Origin of the sequence: Nostoc sp. NZL (genome assembly GCF_015714705.1) — a bacterium.
Taxonomy (GTDB): domain Bacteria; phylum Cyanobacteriota; class Cyanobacteriia; order Cyanobacteriales; family Nostocaceae; genus Nostoc; species Nostoc foliaceum_A.
In genome coordinates, this window is sequence record NZ_WBKL01000023.1 from 13,720 (window position 1) to 38,151 (window position 24,432).

The following is a 24,432-nucleotide window of genomic DNA, read 5'->3' on the forward strand; positions in this document are numbered from 1 at the left end:
TGCAAACCCAATATTTGCCAAACTTTCTGCTTGAGTATTATTGTGTCCTGGAAACAATTGCAAATTAAGGCTTTGAGATTCATAGGCACCTGAAAATTACAACTTAGGGGGTCTAAAATAGAGCGCTAAGTGTTGACAATTTTTAAATAATCGAATAACAAGGTGGCAGCAGCATTAAAAAAAGTGTTGGTGCATTCCTACTTAGAAACTAATTAACGCCTTTCATTAAACTTCATACGGATAACATAATTATGCCAGATAATACGGATTACAAAGCTTCCAAATCAGACAATCAAGCTATTGCCTATAAAGAACGCCTCAATTCTTGGGCGATCGCTCGTCTACTTCCTAATACGCAACGGGAGATTGTTGCTCGCTTCCGCAGCCGTTCTGATGCCGATGGCTATATGCGGCACCTCCCCCAGGAAATACCAAATGCTTCCTACATGGTTGTTTTTGATTGTCAACGCCAAGAAGAAGCTGTGATTTAAAGTATAAGTATAGGCAATAGACCTATCTTGAAAATAGGGAACAGCTTACAGTGATAGGGAACAGGGAAAGAGATTTTCGTTTGGAATTGTGCTTGCATGGCGGGCGCTTTATGCTCACTCTGTTCATGACGTTTTGCACTCTTGATGTCAAAAGGGAAGGGTTAAGGGAAAAAGGAAAATTCAATTCCTTTAACCCTTGCTCTTAATCCCTTTTCTTTTGATCATGGGCGTAGCTTTCTTAAAAGTAGGGGTACAGGAAGCTCGCCTCTAGGTATCTATGCACTTGTGATTAAAGAATTAAAAATCCGACACCAGATAGCCCGCCCTTAGACATCGCTTACACTCCAGATTGCAATTCACTCTTCACTTAAAAATTCTGGATGTTGCCAACGAGCATATTGACCTTTGTATTGTACCTTTTAAAATCTGAGTTTCCGAGCCACACTTGCCAATTGACTAAACAGTAAGCCTTTGCGCGTCTATGTTGGTGAGCCAGTAACTTTAAGTTTGTTTGCGTCAGCGACACATTAGCGATCGCGATCGCGTCTCGTAGAAAAGCCTAGTACAGCATGGCAGAAATCCATCTACCAATCTCAATTAACAAGACTTGGGGCTTAACAAGGGGATTTTGCTTCTTGTTAAAGGTAGGCAAACTCCGGCCACAGTACTTATGCAGGAACCACTATATATGCATATATTTTACTTATAAATAAATTCCGTAATTGCCCCCTTGCTATTGCTATTGATATTTTAGATTACTTAAAAGTAAAAGTTAGTGCAATAAGCCCTGAAAGTGCTAGAGGGTTAATCAGTGATCAAACAGCACCGATATGACTGGTTCAACGCTGTGACATTTTTCCGCAAACGAAAATTACTAGCGCTGTTGCTGGGGATTTTCTTCACAATCTCTGTAGTCCTACTCTGGCAGAGACTTTTAATTCAAACTCCGGGGTTATTAACACAAGTAGTATTGATTGCAGGGTCATTGGTTATTGTCACGCTGACATTATCAAACTATTTTGTCTTGGAGATCAAAGCAAGTAACCAAGAGATAACAGCAAGAAATCAGGAGTTAACTCACAGGATTTTTGAACAGAAGCAGGTAGAAATTGCCCTCCGCACTAGCGAAAATCGTTGGCGACAGTTGCTGGAAACTGTCAAAGTCATTCCTTGGGAATTAGATTTGAAGACTTGGCAATTTATTTACGTTGGGCCACAAGCGGTAGACTTGCTAAATTATCCGATCGCAGAGTGGTACGAAGAAAACTTTTGGATCAATCATGTACATCCACATGACTTGGAAAAGTCTGTTCGTTTTTGCCAAGAAGCAACTGCTAGGTGCGAGGATCACGAATTGGAATACCGGATGTTAGCAGCCGATGGGCGGGTTGTTTGGCTGCGAGACGTTATTAGCGTAGTTAAGCAAGCAGGAACCCCTACTATGCTGAGAGGGTTTATGTTTGACATTACTGATTTGAAGCTGGTTGAAGAAACCTTGAGACTGAGGGAGAGGGCACTGGCTGCTAGCAGTAATGGAGTTATTATTGCCGATGCTAGACTCGCTTACAATCCGGTTATATACGTCAACCGCGCCTTTGAGCAAATAACAGGCTACAGTGCTACTGATGTGATTGGGCAAAACTGTCGATTTTTGCAACGCACAGATACCCAGCAACCAGCGCTCAATGACCTGCGTTCATCTATTCAAGCTGGAACAAGTTGCAAAGTTGTTCTCCGCAACTATCGCAAAGATGGTACCTTGTTCTGGAATGAATTGAGTATTTCTCCTATCCATGACGAAAATGGCAAGTTAAGCCACTTTATTGGAATTCAGACAGATATTAGCGATGTCTACAACGAGCTTTGCTTACGCAAACTTGCCGAAGCTAGTCTGCGTCGTCAAGCCCTCACCTTTGAAAACATGCATGATGGCGTAATTATCACAGATTTAAACGAAAATATTATTGACTGGAATCCTGCTGCCGAAAACATGTTTGGCTATAGCAAAGCAGAGATTTTAGCTAAGACTCCCACTATTTTGTATAAACCGGAAGCAGCCGCCACATTAAGCGCCAAAATTTTTGAAATAATCAACCAGGAAGGACGCTGGTCAGGGGAAATAAACTTTATTCGTAAAGACGGCAGTGAGGGAATTTGCGAAACAACTGTCGTCTGTTTACAGGATGAACAGGGGAAAACTGTTGCCATTGTTGGCATCAATCACGACATTACCGAAAATAAACGAGCCAAAGAAGCGCTGCAACGGCAATTGCATCGAACCCTACTACTTGAACAAATTACTCAGGAAATTCGTCAAAGTCTTGATAGCAGAAAAATATTTGAGACGGCTGCTACCCAAATTGGAAAAGCATTTGGAGCGGAACGCTGTCTGATTCATTCTTACATTAGCGACCCCACACCCCGAATCCCCCTAGTAGCTGAGTATAATACACTCCCTGGTTACTGCTCCATGTTGAAATTGGAAGTTCCCATGACCAACAATCCCCATGCCGAGCAGATGATGGCGCAAGAAATAGCGATCGCTTCTCCAGATGTGTACGTTGATCCTTTACTCCAGGCGGCTGAACCTATCTGCCGACAAATTGGGCTGAAATCTATGCTGTCAATCCGCACCTCCTATCAAGGAGAACCCAATGGTGCGATCGGCTTACATCAGTGCAGCTATTTTCGCCAGTGGACACAAGACGAAATCGAATTACTAGAAGCAGTGGCGGCTCAACTGGGTATTGCTCTAGCGCAGGCTCACTTACTGGAACAAGAAACCCGCCAACGAGAAGAACTTACCTTGAAAAACTTTGCCCTGGAACGGGCAAAACGTCAGGCAGAAGCTGCAAATCGGGCAAAAAGTGAGTTTTTGGCGATGATGAGTCACGAAATCCGTACCCCAATGAATGCTGTTATTGGCATGACTGATCTCCTGCTGGATACTGACCTTACCCCTCAACAGCAAGACTTTGTGGAAACAGTTCGCAGTAGCGGAGATGCTTTGCTCACCATCATCAACGACATTCTAGATTTCTCCAAAATTGAGTCGGGCAAACTGGAATTAGAAGAACAGCCTTTTGATTTGAGGGCTTGTGTGGAACAGGCTATTTCTCTATTAGCCCCTAAAGCTGCTCAAAAGGATATCGAATTAGCTTACCTGATCCAGCCGCAAGTTCCCACTCAGATCATCGGCGATATGACTCGTCTACGCCAAGTTTTGATGAATCTCCTCAACAATGCGATTAAGTTTACTGAAAATGGAGAAGTGGTACTTTCTGTTGAACTAGGGACTCTTGAAAAAGGCAGGATAGATAGCGCAGCAGTAGCTCATCCTGGAGCGTCGGCAGGAGGCATGAGGTTCCACTCAGATGGGGATTCAACCTTACCAGCGAGTTACTCTACTTGGGAAGATGCCATCGTCCTACAGCCCTTCGGGCATCTGACGGCGGAAGTCTCTCCAACTCTTGGAGAAGCTCCTTTGCATTGGGAGAATGAAGAAGTGGGGGATTCAAACCTCAACTCACTCTGGTTGCAGCAGGAGCCAGATCGCGCAGCATATGCCTGTTCTGTTGATTTGGATAAAGAAAATTCTTCCCAGTCCTCGATACCTGTTGGAGAGCCACAATTTCTCTACGAAATTCAATTTGCCATCAAAGATACAGGTATTGGCATCGAACCAGAGAAAATAGAGCGGTTATTTCAACCCTTCACTCAGGCTGATGTCTCCATGACTCGGCGATATGGCGGCACAGGATTGGGGCTGGCCATCAGCAAGCGACTCAGTAAGTTGATGGGCGGCACTCTTTGGGTGGAAAGCCAAGGGTTTGTCGGTGGCAATCCTAGCCCTAGATGGAAAAGTGGAAAATTTTCCCAAGGTTCGACATTCTATTTCACGATTACTACCAAAGTGGCTGCTCAGTCAGAACAAGCTGAATTTAGTAATTCGCCAGTGCAGCTTGCCAAAAAACGCCTGTTGATTGTGGATGATCATCTAATCAACCGCAAAATTATCCGCTTGCAAGCAGAATCTTGGAAAATGCAAACTTATGCTGCCAAATCTGGTAAAGAAGCTTTAGCTCAACTTGCTAATGGAATGCAGTTTGATATTGCCATTTTAGATATGCAGATGCCAGAAATGGATGGCATAACACTAGCTCGTCAAATCCGCAAGCAATCTGGTTGTCAAAATCTACCTTTGGTGATTCTGACCCCTTTGGGTAGACTAGAAACTTCCTCTGACTTTAATGATGTCCAGTTTGCTGCCTCTTTGAGTAAACCCATTAAACAGTCTCAACTCTACGATGTTATTACCCGTGTTTTGGGAAATCAGCCAACCCAAGCCAATATTTCTCATTTTTCCTTGGTTGATCGGCATTTGGCCCATCGACTACCACTGCGAATTCTCCTGGCAGAAGACACGGTTGTAAATCAGAAAGTTGCCCTACTCATGCTACAGAAAATGGGTTATGGGGCGGATGTCGTAACTAATGGGGTAGAAGTGCTCAAGGCTTTGCAAAAACAGCCCTATGACCTAGTGTTGATGGATATCCATATGCCCGAAATGGATGGGTTAGAAGCAACTCGGAGAATCTGTCAAGAATGGGAAGTGGGTTTCCGTCCCCATATCATTGCGATAACTGCCAATGCAATGCAAGGCGATCGCGAAGTCTGTCTTGCTGCTGGTATGGATGACTACATTAGTAAACCGATTCATCTTCATGAGTTAGCTCAAGCCCTCAGCAAATGTCCACCCCAAAGAAGTTCTAAATTCACTTCTATAGGGAAACAAGGTAGAGTGATGTGCTTAGAATTGCAACCTTCGGCAAATATCCTCCAGTTAGGGCAAAACCAGACATTAAAAAGCGCCAATATTGATCCCAAAATTCTCCAATCTTTGCGGGATATGGTCAGAGACGATCATGTGGCATTTGCTGAACTGATTGAGTGTTATCTTACAGAGACACTGAGATTGATGGAAGATATCAGCACAGCGATCGCAACTCAGGATACCAAGACTGTATGGAACACAGCCCACCGACTCAAGTCCAGCAGTGCTTCTGTTGGAGCGATCGCCTTGGCGCAGCTTGGCAAGGTGTTAGAAGCACAAGGACGCAGCAGTAAATTAGAAAACAGCGTAGAATTACTGTCAAAACTATATCAAGAATATGAACAAGTTAAAACTGTTTTAGAAACAGAACTTGCGAAGGAAGCAACATGAATGCCACTGCTCAAGGAAGTCAATCTTTAGTTCTAATTGTTGATGATGAACCCTTTATCCGCATGATACTGCGGCATTTCTTGGAGCGGGAAGGCTATCAAATAGCGGAAGCTCAAAATGGCATAGAGGCTGTAACTGCTTTTAACAAACTACACCCTGATATAGTACTTCTTGATGCCTTAATGCCAGATATGGATGGGTTTGAGTGTTGCACTCAGTTACAACGTCTTGATTGTAGCAAGTACACTCCAGTTTTAATGGTTACAGGACTTGAAGATCAAGAATCAGTTGACCGTGCATTTGAAGTGGGGGCAATGGATTATGTTACCAAACCGATCCACTGGGCAGTTTTGCGACAACGGGTAAAACGCTTGATTGAGCAATCTCAGTTACAGCAAAAACTGGAAGCCGTTAATCTGGAATTGCAGCGATTAGTTACTATCGATGGATTAACTCAAGTAGCTAACCGCCGACGGTTTGAAGAGTATTTTCACCAAGAATGGCAGCGGATGAAACGGGATCAACAGTCTCTTTCCCTGCTTCTTTGCGATGTTGATTTCTTCAAATTATATAACGATACCTATGGTCATCGGGTAGGCGATCGCTGTCTGCAAGAAATTGCTAAAGCCATCAAAGATATTATTAAACGTCCCGGAGACTTAGTTGCCCGTTATGGTGGGGAAGAATTTGCTGTGATTTTACCTAACACAGACACCGAAGGCGCAACTCATGTTGCCGATAAAATTTGCCATGCTGTCCGCACATTAGCAATTCCTCATAAAAATTCCCAAGTTAGTCCTTATGTAACCCTGAGTGCCGGCTTTACGACAGAAATTCCTCAGCCAGATTCTGACATAGAAGAAATGATTGCCGCCGCAGATCGGGCGTTGTATCAAGCAAAGGCAGCAGGACGCGATCGCTTTGTGCAAAATATTCTACTACCCAAAAGTAAAAATTCCCGCTAGTGCTTCATCTGTCACAATCATTAGTATCAAAAGTCCATAGCTAATTACTAATGACTAATGACCAATGACTCTTTTAAAAATCTACCCCTCGTTTAAGTTCTACGCCTTGATTAGCATAGTGTTTGTGGCAATAAACCTCTGAATGGACGCTAGCCAAGTCAAAGTACGCGGGTGGATTTTGACAGCGACCAGTAATAATAATTTCGGTGTCGCGGGGTTTGCGGAGTAAAGCTTGAACAATGGGTTCAACGGGGAGTAATTCTAAGTCAACAGTGGGATTTAGTTCATCGAGAATAATGGTTTTATACAGACCAGAGGCGATCGCAACTTTCGCAATTTCCCAACCCCGTTCGGCTTCTACATAATCTAATTCTTGCCGAGAATTTCGCCAGACGATCGCATCTCCACCGCAGCGCTGATGATCCACCACTTCTGGATATGACTGCTGCAAGGCAGCGATCGCAGCATCTTCTGTGTAGCCACTACCACCTTTAAGCCACTGCATAATCAACACACGGGTAGACCCTGGATGATTGATTCCCCTACCAATTGCCTGTAAGGCTTTGCCCAAAGCACTAGTAGACTTACCTTTACCAGCACCAGTATAAATTTCAATCCCTTCAAGGAAGAGGGCTTTGGCTGTTGGGTGGTGATGAGGTTTCATTTCTGAGTGCAAATCTGCAATATCAAGCAACTTTTGCGGCGCAGCGCGTCCGGTGGCGATGATTTCCAACTCTTGGGGTTTGGATTTTAATGTTTTTACCACTTCATCCACTGGTAGCAAACCTAAATCCAGAACGGGGTTAATTTCATCCAAAACGACAACTGAATATAAACCACTAGCGATCGCACCTTTGGCTACATCCCAACCCCGCATCGCTTCATCTCGGTCAAAAGTGGTAATTTCCTCTGGCCCAAAAAATTCGGCTCTCCCGGTGCGAACTTGGTCAATTAAATGGGGAAACCCGCGCTGTAAAGCTGCGATCGCGCCATCTTCGTCATAATCACGTTCCGGCCCTTTTAAAAACCGCAGCAGTAAAACCCGGTTAGAATTGCTAGGCGTATTTATCCCCAAGCCAATAGAGCGCAAAACCACTCCCAAAGCCGCTTGAGATTTACCTTTACCCAGACCATCATAGACGTGAATTTGACCAATGAGCCGTTCCTGACGCACTTGCGCCGTGCGAATACCAATACCGTTCCTTGTCATTTTTCAAAAAGCTATAACTATGGCAGTCTTTAATCTTACCTAACGTCTTGTACTCTTAGGTAGAGAAACTGCCCCACTAGTGCGTCCGTATGATGTATTAATAATATCAATAAGGGAATACTGGCACACTAGCATAGTAAAGGACAAAAACAATCAGTTAAGCTACTCCCACGCCTAAAAGGGGATTTCACGTTGACTGTTGACTGTTAACTGTTAACTGTCAATGGCATCGGGGTGTCTATCATCCCATCTTTAGAATATTGGCTTTTCCCGCCGCCTTTTTATAATTTCCCCCATCACCCTCACTATCCCAGTTATACTCTCTACAGTTAATCCTTACTCTTGACCATTTATGCCTGAAAATTGGATGCTTCCCAGGATTTTTCCTATTGGTGGAATTCTGTTTGACTTTTTATTTGTACTGATTGCCATCCCCATCGAAGCATATGTTTTGCACAAACGACTAAAATTTGACAAAAAAACTAGCACTTTTTATGCAATTTCTATCAATCTATTTTCTAGTGTAATTGGTTGGATCATATTTTTTGTAACAGAACCAATGTTGCCGATACAGGTGAAATCAGAATTGATTAACTATATGCTTTTTAATAATTTTAAATCAGCAAATACACAAACTTTAATCATTTTAATCGCTTCTATAATTTTTTTTGCTACTTTTATAATGAAATTTTTCATTTTAAGGGTGTTACTAATATCATTGAGTGAACCAGTTGCTAAAAAAGAAGAGGAGCCTCAAACATCTCAACGGCGGCGATGGCGTACTTTTAGCAGTGCTAAATTACAAAGTAGTAATTTAGTAATTACTACATTAATAGCGAATTCTCTGAGTTATAGTGCTATAACAATTATTTTATTGTTTCGTTCCAAGTAGCAAAAAGTTACTTAATTAAAAGGAAGACTAGTGATTAATTAATCATCTGGAGGGAATAAAATGAATACGCTACTGAAAGATGTATTTGGAGTTTTTAAATTTGCGGAAGGGCTTTACGCGGGAATTAGAAAGGTATTAGTTCCACCCAAAGCTTATTCTTGGCAAACATTTATTTATCTGAGTGTTTTTTCTTGGGTAACTTCATATTTTGCTACAGGTTATATCAAAGATATAATCGCTTTTTTTGGTTGGTTATTTTTAATTGCCGGCACAGCTTGGTATACAACTGAAGATCCTCTGAGAGTTCCTGGTACTTTTATGCCAGTCGGGGCAGTGATCACTGGATTCTTAGTGAGTGTTTTTGCATTTGGAAGTCAAGAGGATGTAATTACACCAAGAACAATCATTTTTTGGCCGACAATTTCAGCGCTAATTACGGCAATACCCGAATTTATTGAAGGAAGTGATACTGACGCTAAGGCTCGAATCCCTAAACCACAAGATCGCCAAAGAATCATAGTTTTAGTTGCTAGTAGTATGCTGCTAAGTTGCTGGATTCAGTTTTACTTTGTGATGGATAATTGGTTACTACAATATCCCAGTTTGCAGGCAGATACTTTTAAAAATAGTACCATTGTTGTCAGAACAGAAGAACGAGTAAAAATTCCCCGAAACGGTGTTGTAATTCTAGAAAGACTTCAACCAATAGTAGTAGAACAAATAGCCGCAACACCTTGGTCAGAAGTAGAGAAATGGTTACTAGATGCAAGACAGCGGGTAGGAACTCTGGGTAGAGAAGTAATTCAAAAGAACCTGGGGAAATATGAAGAGAAGGAACTATGGCGCGTTGAACCGCGTGTAGCTAATACTAAATCTGGATATATATTAGATTTATTAAGCATTTGGATAGGGCCAAGTTCTAATCCACGGGGCTATTACTTGAAAAAATCTTGTCGGATTGAACCAGTTGCAGCAACTAGCAATTCAGACAATAAGATTACAGTTGCAGAAATAGAATGCGATCGCGCCAGTAAACTTATTGCAGGATCACCGCCTCCGCAGCAGTAAGGGAGCAGGGTAAAAAAACTAATTACCAATACTTCGACTACGCTCAGTACAAGTGACTAATGACAAATGACTAATAACAGAATTTTTGTATTGGCAAAGAATGTGTTTCAGGAAGTGGTACGCGATCGCATCCTATATATTATTGGTTTTTATGCGCTAATACTCGCCACTGCCTTCCGCGTCCTTCCTGAATTTGCAGCAACGGCTGAAGACAAAATGTTTTTAGACTTTGGGATGGCGGCAATGAATGCCATCGGGTTAATTGTGGCAATATTTATTGGTACGGGACTAGTTAATAAAGAAATTGAAAAACGCACTATTTTGGTGTTAATTGCTAAACCTGTCAGCCGCAGCGAAATTATTATCGGCAAATACTTGGGTTTATCCGCAGTAATAGCTGTACTTATCGCCACGATGACAGCAATTTATCTAGTCTTTCTGCAATTTGGTAATATCCCTCATCCAACGGCGAGCATTTTAATTGCGGCAATTTTCTTATTATTACAGTTGTCATTAATCACCGCTATGGCTATTACCTTCGGTGTTTTTACTGGTTCACTGCTAGCGACTGTTTTAACCTTTGCGGTATATCTAATCGGAAATATTACTCAAGATTTAGTACAACTTGGTCGTCTTAGCCGTAACCCTGGTATGGAACGTTTAACCCAAGGTTTGTTTCTCATCTTGCCAGATTTATCTCGATTAGATTTTAAAAATGATGCCGTTTATGGTCTGCAAGCACTACCTGACATAACTGCACTGATTACAAATGCTGGCTATGGCTTAGTTTATAGTGCCATGTTGTTAGCGATCGCTATTTTTATCTTCTCACAACGCGAATTTTAGTAATTAGACATGGGGAAGCCACCACGCTGCTTCATCAAAATTCAAAATCTAAAATTGAATGACTCCTGTTGTATGAATATTTCCTGACTTATGTCAGCATTTTTTGTTTTAAAAACCACTTAAAAAGCCTATTTTCAAGTGATTGGCGTTTTTTTGGGAATTTATTGTTGATTATTTACTCAGCTGATCTCCATTTGGGGTGTACTCTCAATATACGGTAACTAGCACACTCGACCTTTGAGATACATTAAACCCAGAGGTGAATACCATGAAAAATTATGCTGATAAACAAGAATTTGTATTAAGTCAAATCACAAATAAATATTTTCAGCGCCGAGATTTCAGTGGATGTGACTTGAGTGGAATCGACTTAAAAGGAATTGATTTAAGTGGTGTTAACTTCATAGGCGCGGATTTGCGTGATGCAAATCTGTGTGGCTGTGTCCTCACTCGTGCTAATTTAAGTGGCGCAAATTTGATGCAAGCTAGCTTACGTGATGCTAATTTGTATGAAGCATCTTTGTGTGAAGCTAATTTGATTAATGCTGATTTAAAAAGAGCAAATTTGTGCGGAACTTTTTTATGGCGGGTGAAATTCATAGGTAGTAATCTTTGGGGTGCTTCTTTGTGTGATGTGGATTTGAGAGAAGCAGACCTAAGTAAAGCCAATTTAATTGAAGCATCGCTGATTGAAGCTAACTTAAGTTTTGCAAATCTCACAGGAGCAAAGTTATGTGGAGCAAAATTACTAGAAGCTAATTTGACTGAGGCCAACTTAACTGGTGCAGATTTGACATGGGCAAATTTAACCAAGGCAAACTTGAGTAAAGCAAACCTTTGGGAGACAAAGCTGATTTATGCCAAGTTTCGGGATACTATCATGCCTGATGGCACAATTGAGCAACCTCAGATAGTGATTTATTAGTCAGAAGCTATGCAATTGTAGATTTTGAATTTTGGATTAAAGGAGAAATCTAAAATCTAAAATCCCAAATTGCCAGATTAATATCATCTGAACATGATATTAACTAGTTTGTTGAGCAAACGTGAGTTCGACCACCTTAATATAGGAATTCAATTTGATTTTTGAAAAAATTCTGTATACAAAACCCCTCAAAGTTTCTGGATATTCCAAAAATTTTGAGGGGTTATATTTGATTTTGGTAACTTTTATTCTTTGTAGGCGAAGCTAACTATTAGTTGCCAATTTGAAAATATTTGCTGTCACTCCCAGGCTTTCTTCAAAAAGTGACTCGCGGCCCCAGCGTTGCACCTGCTGACTCAGCAATGCTTCCGCCTTTTGTTCCGAAAGTGAAGTCACCTGTTGAAACAGACCGGCAGATTGGGCACCACCGTGGGTTTCCATCCGCATACAACCACCAGTTTCCGAGCAAATAACTGTACCACAGTCTGCCTTCGGATTTGTTGAACTGAGGCGTAAGGCAATCAAGTCACCAACAATATCGCCTACATCAGCAACCGGAACTCCTGCTAACTCCGCTTCTACTTGTCGCTGGTCTTGAGCTATAAAACGGATGCGAGTAATGTCATAATCACCGCTTTCCTTTTGATAAGAGACTGGCTGCCATTCCAACCGACTTGCCAGCCAACCTAAAAACAGCAAAGCTTGGGCAGGGTTGCCTTTTTCGTAATCAATCGTAACCCGGTCAATCTCTTTGAGGGCAGCACGACGCTTAGGAGAGTCGTAAGCTTCAGCTGTCAATTCCTGCCATGATGCGAGGCGACGCCAGTTCAAGTCAGCTAAAGGTACACCCGTTTCTACCAACTCTTGTAGGCGGAGTAAATCACTTTCTGGCTCGTTAAAGTTGCAAGAATCTACAATGACATTATTGCAGACTGCTGCTAGACGCTTGAATAAACTGTTGTTAGGGTCTGGTGTTGCCTTCCACCAGAGAAACTTCGGCAAGCCGCCAATCAACAATGCTGGAATCATGCCACCGATGCGTTCTAAGGCAGCAGCAGTTCCACTGAGAGTGATGTATTCGCAGCAGATAAGTGTGCTTGACGATTGCTTTTGGATGGGGCAATAGGCAGAAACTTGAGCTTTAACCCCTTCATCTTCGCCAGCAATAGGAAATAACGCAATGATGCGGCAGGGGTTGCGGAGAGCTATTTCATCGGCAATTCTGGGGCTACCACTATTTAACCCACCAGCAGGATGTTCTCCTACAGAACCACTTCGCTGACCTTTAGCGAATTCTTCTCGTAATATGGTGAGAGTTTCTAGTGTTGCTGTTCCTGTTTCTGGCAGACTATGTTTCTTTTGCACTTCTCGCAATGCTGCTGCCATTTGTGGCCCTAAAATCCCATCAATTGGGCCGTTGTAAAATCCCAAAGCAGCCAACAAATACTGAGTTTCTTCTGGTTCGTAGACCACTAAAGTAAATGTTGTTGCCCTAGTAGCACTGGGAAGTCCACCGTCATCGCCAGTAATACCGTAACTTTGCCAAATTTGATTCAGTTCCGCATCTATTTCGTTCAGCGAAATATCTTTCGGTGCCTGGAGCGAAAAAATTGTAGAAGCTTGGAGAGCCATAGTAGTTTTGAGTTGTCAGCTTTGTTTGTTGAATAATTTAGAAATTAGAAATTAGGAGTTAGGAGAGACGCGATTCATCGCGTCTGTACAAGAGTTAAAAGTTAGGAGTGAAAGTTAAGAGTTTGGAGTTAAAAGAACTGAAATTCTTAACTCAAAAACTCATAATTTATAACTTATTACTCATAATTTATCACCGATAACTCATCACTCCTAACTCATCACTCCTAACTTTCTAGAGTCTGCGCCAGCGACGACCATCCTGGTTAATTAAGAATTCTGCTTCTGCTGGTTCCCAAGTACCGGCTTCATACTGAGGAATAGTAGTAGGATCGGCGGGTGCATCCCAAACGGAAAGAGCTGGTGTTACTACCTGCCAAGCTGCTTCTACTTCATCCGCCCGTGTGAACAATGTTTGATCGCCCATCATACAATCAAGGAATAAGCGATCGTAGGCATCGGATGTTGCTTGGATGCCAAAGGAACCATAACTAAAGTCCATGTCAACGGAACGAGTGCGGAATTCTGCCCCAGGCATTTTGACATCAAAACGCAAGGAAATACCTTCATTGGGCTGAATTCGCATCGTCAAAATATTGGCGTTTGTCTGTTGGGCGGCAGATTGGAACATCCGAGACGGAACTTCGCGGAAGTGAATCGAAATCTCACTCACTTTTTTCGGCATCCGCTTTCCGGTACGCAAGTAGAAAGGAACACCTTTCCAGCGCCAGTTATCCACCAAAAACTTCATCGCTACATAGGTTGGTGTGGTGGAGTTGGGGTCAACGCCGGGTTCTGTCCGATACCCTGGCACTGCTTGACCCTTCATCCAGCCAGCACTGTATTGACCGCGGACTGCTGACCGCGACAGATTGTGAACATCAGCTAAACGAGTAGCTTGGAGTACCTTCACTTTTTCTGTGCGGATACTATCGGCATCCATTGCGTTGGGTGCTTCCATCGCCGTTAGGCAGTAAAGTTGCATGAGGTGATTTTGCAACATATCCCGTAGTGCGCCGGCGCTTTCATAGTAACCAGCCCGGTCTTCCACGCCCACGGTTTCTGCCACGGTAATTTGCACGTGGTCAACAAATTGACGATTCCACAAGGGTTCAAAAATCGCATTGGCAAAGCGAAACACCAGCAAATTCTGGACTGTTTCTTTACCTAAGTAGTGGTCAATACGGTATACTTGATGTTCTTTGCAATATTTCTGTACCACTTGGTTCAGACTTTGGGCAGAGGCCAAGTCCCGACCAAAGGGTTTCTCAATTACTAGACGATGTTTGTAGGGATCTTCTAGCATCCCGCCGCTTCCTAGCTGCTTAATAGCTTCGGGAAAGAATGAAGGGGCAACGGAGAGGTAGAACATACGATTACCTCGCGTGCCCCGTTTTTCGTCTAATTCACTCAATAAGGTTTTTAGTTTCTGGTAGCTTTCGGGGTTGTCTATATCCCCAGGACTGTAGAACAGACCTTGAGAGAAGTCTTGCCAAAGTTCCCCTAAATCGACATCAGGATGTGCCTCTTCCATGCCTTTTTGCATTTGTTCACGGAAGTATTCATGGCTCCATTCTCGTCGTGCCACACCGACAATGGTAGTTTCTGGCGGAATGCGCCGTTCTCGCCGCAATTTGTAAAGTGCTGGCACTAGTTTGCGCCAGGTGAGATCACCAGAAGCGCCAAAGATAACTATAATCTGGGGTTCGGGCATCCCTTGTTGTTGCAGACCAACGCGCAAGGGATTTTCTAGCAGACTGACCATAGGAATTTTGGATTTTGGATTAGGGATTTTGGATTAGGGATTGGGCATGGGGCATGGGGCATTGGGCATGGGTTATTCTCCTTGTCCCCTTGTCCCCCTTGTCCCCAATACCCAGCCCCTACACTGGCGACAATACCTTGATCTTGTCTTCTAAAGAGTTCATCAAGGACTGGAAGGGCTGAATGAACTTGTCAATACCGTCAACTAACAGTTCATCCATAACGGCATCAAGATCGATGTTGATGTCGGGATCTTTGAGGTTTTCGATCAGCGTGTAAGCTTTATCTACATCTGTTTCTAAGCGATCGCTCACGTTACAATGATCGGCACAAGCTTTAATCGTCGCTGGTGGTACGGTGTTAACGGTATCTCGGCCAACCAACTCTTCGATATACATCACGTCGTTGTAGTTGGGGTCTTTGGTGCTGGTACTAGCCCAAAGTAACCGCTGTACTGTGGCTCCTTTTGCTGCCAAGGCTTGCCAACGATCGCTCTCGATAATTTTCTTGTATTCCTGGTACGCAATCTTAGCGTTAGCGATCGCTACTTTTCCTTTAACAGCTCTTAGCTTTGCTTCCACAGAAATATCATCAACGCCTTTTTTCAACTTAGCATCAATTTTGGCATCAATGTTGCTATCGATCCGGCTGAGGAAGAAGCTAGCGACTGAAGCAATTCTACTAATGTCCTTGCCCTCAGCCAGCCGTTTTTCTAAGCCACGAATATAAGCCCAAGCTGTGTTTACGTAGCTTTCTACAGAAAACAGCAACGTGATATTAACATTCATCCCTTCGGCTATTACCTGCTCCACTGCTGGCAAACCAGGTTCTGTGCCGGGAATTTTAATCATCAGATTTTCCCGACCAATCTCTTGGAAATATCGCCGGGCTTCGGTTATTGTTGCTTCAGTATCATGGGCGATAGTTGGTGGGACTTCGATACTCACATAACCATCTAGTCTATTCGAGGCTTCATAAACAGGGCGTAAAATATCACAAGCATTACGGATATCTGCAAAAACTAGCGATTCGTAAATTTTGTATGTCGGTAAGTTAGCGCGAACTCCGGCTTCTATATCGGCATCATAAATGACATTACCTGCGATCGCTTTCTCAAAGATAGCTGGGTTAGAGGTAATCCCAGAGATACCTTGATTTTCAACCAAGTCTTTAAGTTCGCCTGATTGAATAATGTCACGGCTCAAATTATCCATCCAGATACTTTGACCGTATTGGTTAATTTCTAGTAGATGATTGGTAGACATAGCTCTAATTTGTTTCACTCCTGTATAGTGATGTTTCTAAGTAAAGTTGGCAAAACCCATCAAATGCTGATGGTTACTTTTGAATTGTGGCGTTGCCAATCACTTATCGCATCGGCCAGCTGAGATAATCTTTAATACATCTTTAAGAAGTGCTATTCTGCATTCCCAATCGTAAATCACCATGATTAACTTTTAATTAATGCCATAGGCTAGACGCATCCTTGATGCTTTTGTCACCGTCTTCTAATGCAGCATGGCAAAAATAACTATCCAGTTGAAAAAAGTTAAAAGGCTTTATTTAGAAACTTTATTTTCTCCTGAATCGTGCTTTTCTACACTAGTGTCCGTTTTGAATAAAAGACTCTACCTTTGCTACATCCTCTTTGCTACCAATAATTAAAGGCGTGCGTTGATGCAGTTTTTTTGGCACCACATCTAAGATGTCCATCAGTCCTGTAGTAGCACGACCGCCTGCTTGCTCAATCAAAAAGGCTAGAGGAGCGGTTTCATAAAGCAAGCGCAATTTACCATCTGGGTTTTGAATTGTGCCTGGGTAGAGAAACACGCCGCCTTGAACCAAAATTCTATGAATGTCGCTCACCATTGCGCCGCTATAACGAGCGCTGTAGCCTTCTGTGCGATGAACGTAGCGGATGTATTCTCGAATTGATTCTTCCCACTGCCAGAAGTTCCCTTCATTCACGCTGTAAACAGAGCCGTGGTTAGGAATCCGAATATTTTCTTCTGTGAGAATAAATTCTCCTAAGCTGGGATCAAGGACAAACGAATGAACGCCCTTACCTATAGTATAAACCAGCATCGTGCAGGGCCCATACAGGATGTATCCGGCAGCGAGTTGCTTACGGCCGTTGGTGAGAAGGTCAGTTGCCTTACCATCGCTATCAGTTCCTTCTTGTTGGCGAATGGCGAAAATAGAACCCAAGCTGAGATTATTATCAGTGTTAGATGAGCCATCAATTGGGTCATACAGCAGGGTATAGCGACCAATGGGGCAATTTTCCGGGATATAGTAGGGTTTTTCCATTTCCTCAGAAGCTAGGCGACAGACTAAGCCGCTTTGCTTAAACACTGAGATAAACACATCATTGGCATAGACATCCATCTTTTTGACGGATTCTCCTTGCACATTAACTTCCCCAGTAAATCCGAGAACGCCTTCCATTAAACCAGCGCGACTCATGCGGCGAGCAACCAGTTTGCCGGCCAGGGCGATGCGATTCATCAGCGCACTTAAATCCTGTGCATCTGGCGAAAAACTCTGAAGTTGCTGGAGGACGTGACGGGATAAGGTTGTACAATCACGATCTAAAGCTCTGTCTGTAACTTCATTGATAGACGAATCTAAAGAATCTGGCGCTTTAGCCATTTTTATATTCTCCGCAGCCACTAGCTGTTAATTGGGTTTTAGTCGTGTATGGCAACTTATGGTTGCTGCTTCTATCTTAGAAAGGTAATTTGATAACTTAGATGTGACTTTAGATAAACTAAAGAAATGAATCTTCATTGGCCCCTGCACTCAGAGCCTAGATACGTAGTAAGTCGTCTTAGACATCACCAAGATTAAGTCAGTAATAGGTAGCATCGAGCTTACACCTTGTTTAAATGTATTTTTGCAACCGGAAATCTAAATAAGTCATGATAATATAAGAAGTCTTGGGCGATTAGCACAGGGGTAGCGCACATCCTTCACACGGATGGGGTCACTGGTTCAAATCCAGTATCGCCCACTTAATATATATAAGACTTACGCAAAACACACGCTGTAGGGGCAATTAATGTTTTAATACAGCAAAGCCTTAACTCAATTAACTTTTCTGAGTTTCCAAACATTGGGGCGAAGGTACGGTAAGCTCACAATGCTACATCTTTAATGGTTGCATTATAGCGATTCCCATTTAGATGCGATACAACATTATATCGCAAGTAGGGGCACGGCATGCCCATACGTGTCAACTTAAGCTAAAAGCCTTTTCAAATCTCGTTTCCAGCCTCTGGGCTGGAAATGCTGGTACTGGCGGCTCTGCCGCCAGCAAGGGAGGCGGAGCCTCTAGGACGGCATTCCCAGTCGGAGACTGGGAACGAGACAATATCTAAAAGCTGGTTATAGACTGGTTTTTACGTTAAGTTGACACCAATGGGCATGCCGTGCCCCTACGGGTGTACCTCACGTAAACGAAAACCGCTATAAGCTGTTCCGCATTTAACTTGACGTGAGCTTCCAAGAATACCGCCCAAATAAATCTAGAATTTGCTCAAACGTATCATCAACTATAAAAATCTGATATTTATTTCTGACTTCTAAATTGTTCTTCAACTTCAATATGATGCTTTATAAAGTTCAACCCAACCTAGAATTATCCTTAACTCAAGCGTATTGATTTACATACAGCAGCAAATTAACCCTCTCCCCATTTCCCCCTTTTAGGGGAGAATAGGGTTAGAGGGAATAAGTCAGAGTAATTGCTAGCTTTCTGAAGTTTCCTGGGAGAACTTCTTATGGATAGTTCTAGTGGATTCCCCATCAGCAGCCACCGTTATGAGATAGTCCATTAAACCATCTGAAAAGGGAAGACGGAGGTGGAAAGTACCATCCGGTTTTATTTTGATGGAATGGCCACCAATGTTTACACTTGTATTTGGTTGGGTTGCTCCGTGAATAATCAACTCAGCATCTGCCACAAACCAAAAATCTTCGTGGGAACGATTGAAAACCCGAACATTAGGTGAACGGGCTATGAGTAACCAATGATCGCCATCAGCGAGATAGCCAATTTCAACCATGTAGTCGCGATCGCTGACGGGAATAGCCACAAAGCGATCGCGTGCTACCTCTTCACATTCATACTGCTGTACAAGTTGGGGACTTTGATAACTCAAATCAATCCCAGTTACATCATAGAGCCGCACTACCAGTTGAGAGCCGCCTTGTTGTTGCAGTGCGTTCTGAGCCTTGGAAATGTACCAAGAGACATAAGCCCACTTGGGAGTGCGAGGTGTGAGCAAAATACTGCTCTCTTCTTCACTGATCTCTTCTTCTACATCTACCAAGTCAATAGCTGTTTCGCTTGTTAAAGTTACATCTTCAACGGTGAAATCTGTAGGGACAATAGCTGTTTCGCTTGTTAACGCCACATCATCAACTATGGGATCTGAATGAACAGGACTGAAGACACGAACGATCGCTGAATGGGCGATGGACAACCAGCGTTCGCCATCAGCGAGATAGCCAATTTCAGCTATGTAATCGCGATTGCTGATGGGAATTTCCACAAAGCGATCGTGTGCTGTCTCGTCACATTCATACTGCTGTACAAGCTGGGGACTTTGATAACTAAGGTCTATCCCAGTTACATCATAGAGCCGGACTACCAATTGAGAGCCGCCCTGTTGGCGCAGCGCGGCTTTCTTGGTTTCGGAAATCTCCCAAGAGACATCAGCCCATTGAGGAGTGCGGGGTGTGAGGACGATACTGCTCTCTTCTTCACTGATCTCTTCTTGGGCATCTACCAAGTTAATATCTGTTTCATCAGCAATCGCCACATCATCAACTATGGGATCTGGATTAACAGGACTAAAGACACGAACAATTGCTGAACGGGCAATGAATAACCAGCGTAGTTTACCGCCGTAGGCATCGCCATCAGCGACATAGCCAATTTCAGCTATGTAATCGCGATCGCTGATGGGAATCTCCACAAAGCGCTCGTGTGCTGTTTCTTCAGATTCATACTGCTGTACAAACTGCGGACTTTGATAACTCAAGTCTATTCCAGTCACATCGTAGAGCCGCACTACCAATTGAGAGCCGCCTTCTTGGCGCAGCGCTGCCTTTTTGAGTTCGGATATCTCCCAAGAGACATGAGCCAATGTAGAAGTATGCGGTGTGAGCAAAATACTGCTCTCTTCTTCTGCATCTACCAAATCAATAGGTGTTTCGGTCACAATCGGTACATTGGTAACCGCAATATCAATTTGGCTTTCGGCATCTGACCCAGAAATGGTAGTCCAGCCTGCAATCCCTACGCCTGCTGCTAGAGCCGCAGCGGCAGCAAAATCTGTGGAGTCAGCTTCAGCAATATCTTCCTCAACAGTAGGCTCTGCTTGAGATTCTTCCTCTGGCAAATCGGCAGTGGGTTCAGCTGCATCCGCTACCACATTAAATACATCTTCTGGCAATTCTGGCAAATCGAGCAGTGAGGATGTTTGTAACGCTGACAGTTCAACGTCGGCTGCCACTTCGTCATCCTCTAATAAGGGTAATTCATCTACTGAGGCTATATCTTCAGTTGAGGTAATACTCTCTAGCCAGTTCAATTCTGCCTGAAGTTCCTCATCTATCTGATCTTCATCAACTTCTGTGTCCCAATATCCAAAATCAGATGTTACTTCTGGCACATCCGCTAATTCTGGGAGTGGGGCTGTCACCTCAGATGAAGGTAGTTCCACATTAGATGCCTCTTCTGGAATATTAGCCAGGTGAGGATATGGAGTATTTACTACAGCGGCTGGGGCTTCTATGTCCCATGCAATTTCATCAGAATCAGACTCAGGAGTGCTTGTCTCCGTATAGTTATTTAGCTGAACTGTCTCATCAATGGTGTTTGTTTCTGTTTCTTTATTGGTAAAGGCAGACCAGGTGGCCGCCCCAATGCCTGTTGCTAGAGCCGCACCATTGGTTAAAGCTGCGGCTCCCAAGTTATTATTTTCTGAACCATTAGCTACGCCGGATGTTGTACCTTCATAGTAGCTAGAGGTGCCATTAGTTGCCTCTTGAACTAAATTTGATGTCTCCTGAGTAGCATTCTCCGTCAGATCAGATTGTGTTTGAGTATAAATGTTGAAAGGAATGCGATCAGGGGTTTCTTGCTCTTGAAAGTGCGGCACTGGTTGCTCTTCAAGCATCGCTCCGTTAAGAGAGGCATCTGTGCTGGCATTGAGCACCGCCGTTTCTCCATCATCTGTGTTGGGTGGATGAGGATTTGATTCTGGTAAGTTGTCTGTTTTCTCAGTGGGTAATGGACGTTTTCCCAAAATCCACCATAAAAACGCTCCACCTACAGTAGTAAAAAACAAAGGTAGGAGCAACCAAAATGGTGTTTCCCTATTTACAATTGGACTGGTTTGTGCAGTAGCAGGAGCTACAAAAGGCTGTTCGCCAAATGCAGAAGTAGTTGCACTAGGGGAAGTTGTAGCAGCAGGTGTTGTCTGGGCATCAGGGGAAGGGGTGAGTGCAGGTTGTAATAAGCTAGCTGCGATCGCCTCTGCTTCAGCAGTTCTAGCTTGTTCTATAGCCTGCTGTCCTGGGGCTGCAAGGGTAAAGCCGAGAAAATCTACTGTGCTTAAACTCGGATTTTTTTTGTAAACGTAAACTAAAGGTTGCGAGAAGGGATATTTATCATCATCTGGCAAAGCTTGATGTAATTGCAGAACTCGTACATCTTTCAATTTCGACACCTGATTAGCTAACACATAGCTGATGCCGTCTTTGCCCAGTTGTTTGATGATTTCTGCGGTATTATCCTCAGTTACTTGGGTAGCATTGGGCCCTGTAGTAAATTCAGCAGTTTTGAAGGCTGGATAAGTACGAAAAGTATCACGAGTTTCACTCGTGTTAGGGCGATCGATTACCCGAATCTTCTCTGAAGGCCCTCCCAGTTGTGACCAATTGGTAATTTGTCCCCGGAAAATGCGGGCGAATTGCCTACTGGTTAAGCTTTGCTTGAATGGATTATCTGCACTAACAATGATCGCAATCTTCTCACGGCGCAAGCGAACTTGCTCCAGTCCTTGGGCTTTTTCTGCTGGCGTCAATCCACGCCCCATCGCTACTATGTCGATTTTGCCATCTAGCAAATCTTTCAGTGCCGTATCTGTGCCGTTAGCAGCAACTTCAACCTTTGTGCCGGAAAACTGTTTTTCAAAATTTTCTTTCAGGCTTTGGTTGATTGCACCCAAGCTACTTGAACCATCAATCCGCACTATCGTCCCATTTTGCACTGTTTGCGGCAGTGTAAAAGAGGGAGAATCAGGTTTAGATTGTGCCAGCATCGGTGCTGATACCACCAAACTTGCTGCCATAGGAGTTGTAGCTAAGGCAACCCATAATACCAGCCTGATTATTGAAGTATCTTTTTTTTCTTGTTGCCACATATGCCCTTTATTAAAGTAAAAAATAGAAAGCCTACCAGTCCTAAATCACAATCTTGTTAGGGATTATGGAGGAGACGCGCTAATTATACATCTGAGTTATCTTTACTTCTAAGTTCCTTCAGCGCACTTATATTGATTTATACTTCGATGTAGATTGGATAGCATGATAATTTATACTCTAATTGCCAGAGTCTGTTTACTATAAAATGTTCTAATTTAGATTGCAACTTATACCAAGTTGGTAGCTTATGGCCACAATTATGAATTATTGAATTACTAAAACTGGTAAAGTGTAGCAAATTCAATATTATTTAACAATATTATTTTCAGTAGTACTGAGTACTGAGTACTTATTATTCAACACTCATCAGAATCTACTACATTTTTGAGATAACAATGACAATCTGGCTTATCAATCAGTGACTCTACTAAAGCATTTAGGGCAGTTGCAGCTAAAGCGCCACCTCCCAAAGTCCCTGCAACTGTAATAAAAGGTATCTCTTGCTGCATCAGTTGTCGTTTGGCTGCGGGAGCATGGCTAAAGCCAATGGGCATTCCAATTACTAGTGCAGGCTGAATTTTTTGGTTAGCGATTGCCTCACAAACTTCTACAAGCACTGAGGGAGCATAACCAACTACCAGCACACAACCCTTACTTACTTGCTGCAATTTTTCTCGCCATTCTTGATGTTGCCAAAAGGCAACTTCTGCCTCCGTGGCAGTGGTAATATGGGGATTATCAATCAAGGTTTCAATCCGACATCCCAAGTGAAGTAATCGAGTTTGATCCAAAGCAGCAGCAACCGTTTGGGTATCGACAACAATTTGACAGCTTGAAGATAGAGCTACTCGACTAGCTGCGATCGCACCTCGACTCAACTTGATAAAGGACACCAAACTCACATCGCCACAAGCCAAAACCAACTGAGAAATTAAGTGTTGTTCAATTTCCGAACGGTGAGATAAATCAGGTAGTAAGCGTTGTAGCGATTCTGAAAAAGCTTCCGAGTGCGTATGAATTTCGGCATCCAAACCACTCCACAGATTTTCCAATCCCCCCAATCCGGCTTGAGTTTCAACATCAAGTAACTTGAGTTGTGCCAAAACTTCCGCCTGCATAATTTGACAATGGCGATCGCGCCCCAATAATCCTTCTAATGCTGATGCAGTTTGTCGCAGTTGAGAAATTTGTTGCATCACCGCCCGATATTGCTGCTGAAGTTGTCCCATGAGGTTAACAGTTGTGTCAGCTTCTGGTTCCACTTCCAAAATATTGCGGATGTGGTTTAGCTGAAACCCTTGCTGCTTGAGTGCTACAATCCGTTGCAACCTGAGAACATCTTTTTGGGTGTAGAGACGGTAATTGCTGCGCGATCGCACTGGTTGCGGTAACAGTCCTAATTGATGATAATGGCGCACCATCCGCGGAGTTAAACCGCCGCCTACCAAGTGCGTTAACTGCTTAATTGTCAGTTCGCTACTTTTGATTTCCACGAATTACGTCTTAAATAAAGGTTAATTATTGTCGAGGGGGCGTTTAGAAAAGGCGATCGCATAATTCATATTGTGATTCAGCAACGCCCCAGCATTTGTATAAGTTTGCCAAAACCAGACGTTGGTATCTACAAGGAAAATATCACCCTGCTGGGGATTATCAGTTTTGATGTCGATGATATCAGCTTGAATGCTAAGGTTGACCACCATGCTTTAAAAAGTTGCAGCCTGCTCTGCGATCGCTGCATCAACCGCATTACGAAATTGCTCATCGGAATAGTAATGCTTTGCATTGGCAATCACACGCTCAAGAACATTCCACCCCTCAGAACTTATAGCGGTGAACTCAACCAGTTGATTCAGGTTATCTGCTGGAATATCTTTCAAGAGATGACCGATCGCAAATTAGTACCTTTGTTCTCGTGTATCATATTATCGCCTATATACTCTGCAAACCTACCCACTCTACGTTTCAAATTCATTAAGCT

At 43.2% G+C, this 24,432-nt stretch carries 17 protein-coding genes and 1 tRNA gene; 8 read left to right on the top strand and 10 right to left on the bottom strand.

Annotation, left to right across the window (positions count from 1 at the left end; translation table 11 throughout):
• Window positions 1–251 precede the first annotated feature (251 nt).
• From F8R90_RS02560 to F8R90_RS02575, 3 genes are all read left to right on the top strand, one after another.
• Window positions 252–491: a hypothetical protein gene (locus F8R90_RS02560; protein ID WP_190899245.1), complete on the top strand. Its 240-nt coding sequence runs from the start codon at window positions 252–254 to the stop codon at window positions 489–491.
• 811 nt (window positions 492–1,302) lie between these two features.
• Window positions 1,303–5,715 carry a PAS domain S-box protein gene (locus F8R90_RS32615; RefSeq protein ID WP_331000591.1) on the top strand — a complete coding sequence of 1,471 codons (4,413 nt, stop codon included), beginning with the start codon at window positions 1,303–1,305 and terminating at the stop codon, window positions 5,713–5,715.
• Window positions 5,712–6,680 carry a response regulator gene (locus tag F8R90_RS02575; protein ID WP_196509353.1) on the top strand — a complete coding sequence of 323 codons (969 nt, stop codon included), beginning with the start codon at window positions 5,712–5,714 and terminating at the stop codon, window positions 6,678–6,680. The genes F8R90_RS32615 and F8R90_RS02575 overlap by 4 nt, the downstream gene beginning before the upstream one ends.
• A 73-nt stretch (window positions 6,681–6,753) precedes the next feature.
• On the opposite strand, the gene F8R90_RS02580 is transcribed toward F8R90_RS02575, so the two are convergent.
• Complete coding sequence (locus F8R90_RS02580) at window positions 6,754–7,890, bottom strand: cob(I)yrinic acid a,c-diamide adenosyltransferase (RefSeq protein WP_069068662.1); 1,137 nt, start codon at window positions 7,888–7,890, stop codon at window positions 6,754–6,756.
• Window positions 7,891–8,242: 352 nt separating this feature from the next.
• Between F8R90_RS02580 and fraC the strand changes: the two genes are divergently transcribed.
• From fraC to F8R90_RS02600, 4 genes are all read left to right on the top strand, one after another.
• Entirely contained in the window at window positions 8,243–8,782 is a 540-nt protein-coding gene (gene fraC, locus F8R90_RS02585) for a filament integrity protein FraC (RefSeq protein WP_196509355.1), read from the top strand.
• Between the two features lie 60 nt (window positions 8,783–8,842).
• Window positions 8,843–9,850 (top strand): septal junction protein FraD, encoded by a 1,008-nt coding sequence (gene fraD, locus F8R90_RS02590; RefSeq protein ID WP_196509357.1) that lies wholly within the window; start codon window positions 8,843–8,845, stop codon window positions 9,848–9,850.
• A 66-nt stretch (window positions 9,851–9,916) separates the two neighbouring features.
• Complete coding sequence (locus F8R90_RS02595) at window positions 9,917–10,696, top strand: ABC transporter permease (RefSeq protein WP_196509360.1); 780 nt, start codon at window positions 9,917–9,919, stop codon at window positions 10,694–10,696.
• Window positions 10,697–10,964: 268 nt separating this feature from the next.
• Complete coding sequence (locus F8R90_RS02600) at window positions 10,965–11,621, top strand: pentapeptide repeat-containing protein (RefSeq protein ID WP_196509363.1); 657 nt, start codon at window positions 10,965–10,967, stop codon at window positions 11,619–11,621.
• Window positions 11,622–11,885: 264 nt separating this feature from the next.
• Here F8R90_RS02600 and opcA read toward each other — a convergent pair whose 3' ends face one another.
• The 4 genes from opcA to fbp all read right to left on the bottom strand — a co-directional run bounded on the left by opcA (window position 11,886) and on the right by fbp (window position 17,666).
• Window positions 11,886–13,253: a glucose-6-phosphate dehydrogenase assembly protein OpcA gene (gene opcA / locus F8R90_RS02605; protein ID WP_196509366.1), complete on the bottom strand. Its 1,368-nt coding sequence runs from the start codon at window positions 13,251–13,253 to the stop codon at window positions 11,886–11,888.
• Window positions 13,254–13,485: 232 nt separating this feature from the next.
• Window positions 13,486–15,015, bottom strand: a complete 1,530-nt coding sequence (gene zwf / locus F8R90_RS02610) for a glucose-6-phosphate dehydrogenase (RefSeq protein ID WP_190899254.1) — start codon at window positions 15,013–15,015, stop codon at window positions 13,486–13,488.
• Between the two features lie 118 nt (window positions 15,016–15,133).
• Window positions 15,134–16,279 (bottom strand): transaldolase, encoded by a 1,146-nt coding sequence (gene tal, locus F8R90_RS02615; RefSeq protein ID WP_196509369.1) that lies wholly within the window; start codon window positions 16,277–16,279, stop codon window positions 15,134–15,136.
• A 337-nt stretch (window positions 16,280–16,616) separates the two neighbouring features.
• Window positions 16,617–17,666, bottom strand: a complete 1,050-nt coding sequence (gene fbp, locus F8R90_RS02620; protein WP_190899229.1) for a class 1 fructose-bisphosphatase — start codon at window positions 17,664–17,666, stop codon at window positions 16,617–16,619.
• 289 nt (window positions 17,667–17,955) lie between these two features.
• Here fbp and F8R90_RS02625 point away from each other — a divergent pair.
• Window positions 17,956–18,027: transfer RNA gene (locus tag F8R90_RS02625), tRNA-Val, on the top strand.
• Window positions 18,028–18,249: 222 nt separating this feature from the next.
• Here the strand turns inward: F8R90_RS02625 and F8R90_RS32620 are convergent.
• From F8R90_RS32620 to F8R90_RS02650, 5 genes are all read right to left on the bottom strand, one after another.
• A complete protein-coding gene (locus F8R90_RS32620) occupies window positions 18,250–18,387 on the bottom strand; it encodes a hypothetical protein (RefSeq protein WP_230966058.1) in 138 nt (45 codons plus the stop codon).
• 376 nt (window positions 18,388–18,763) lie between these two features.
• Window positions 18,764–22,450 carry a DUF4912 domain-containing protein gene (locus F8R90_RS02635; RefSeq protein WP_196509374.1) on the bottom strand — a complete coding sequence of 1,229 codons (3,687 nt, stop codon included), beginning with the start codon at window positions 22,448–22,450 and terminating at the stop codon, window positions 18,764–18,766.
• 357 nt (window positions 22,451–22,807) lie between these two features.
• Window positions 22,808–23,938 (bottom strand): precorrin-8X methylmutase, encoded by a 1,131-nt coding sequence (locus tag F8R90_RS02640; protein ID WP_196509397.1) that lies wholly within the window; start codon window positions 23,936–23,938, stop codon window positions 22,808–22,810.
• Between the two features lie 27 nt (window positions 23,939–23,965).
• On the bottom strand, window positions 23,966–24,154 hold the full coding sequence (locus tag F8R90_RS02645) for a hypothetical protein (protein WP_196509376.1): 189 nt from the start codon (window positions 24,152–24,154) through the stop codon (window positions 23,966–23,968).
• A gap of 3 nt (window positions 24,155–24,157) precedes the next feature.
• Window positions 24,158–24,331 carry a hypothetical protein gene (locus tag F8R90_RS02650; protein WP_196509379.1) on the bottom strand — a complete coding sequence of 58 codons (174 nt, stop codon included), beginning with the start codon at window positions 24,329–24,331 and terminating at the stop codon, window positions 24,158–24,160.
• Window positions 24,332–24,432: the final 101 nt, after the last annotated feature.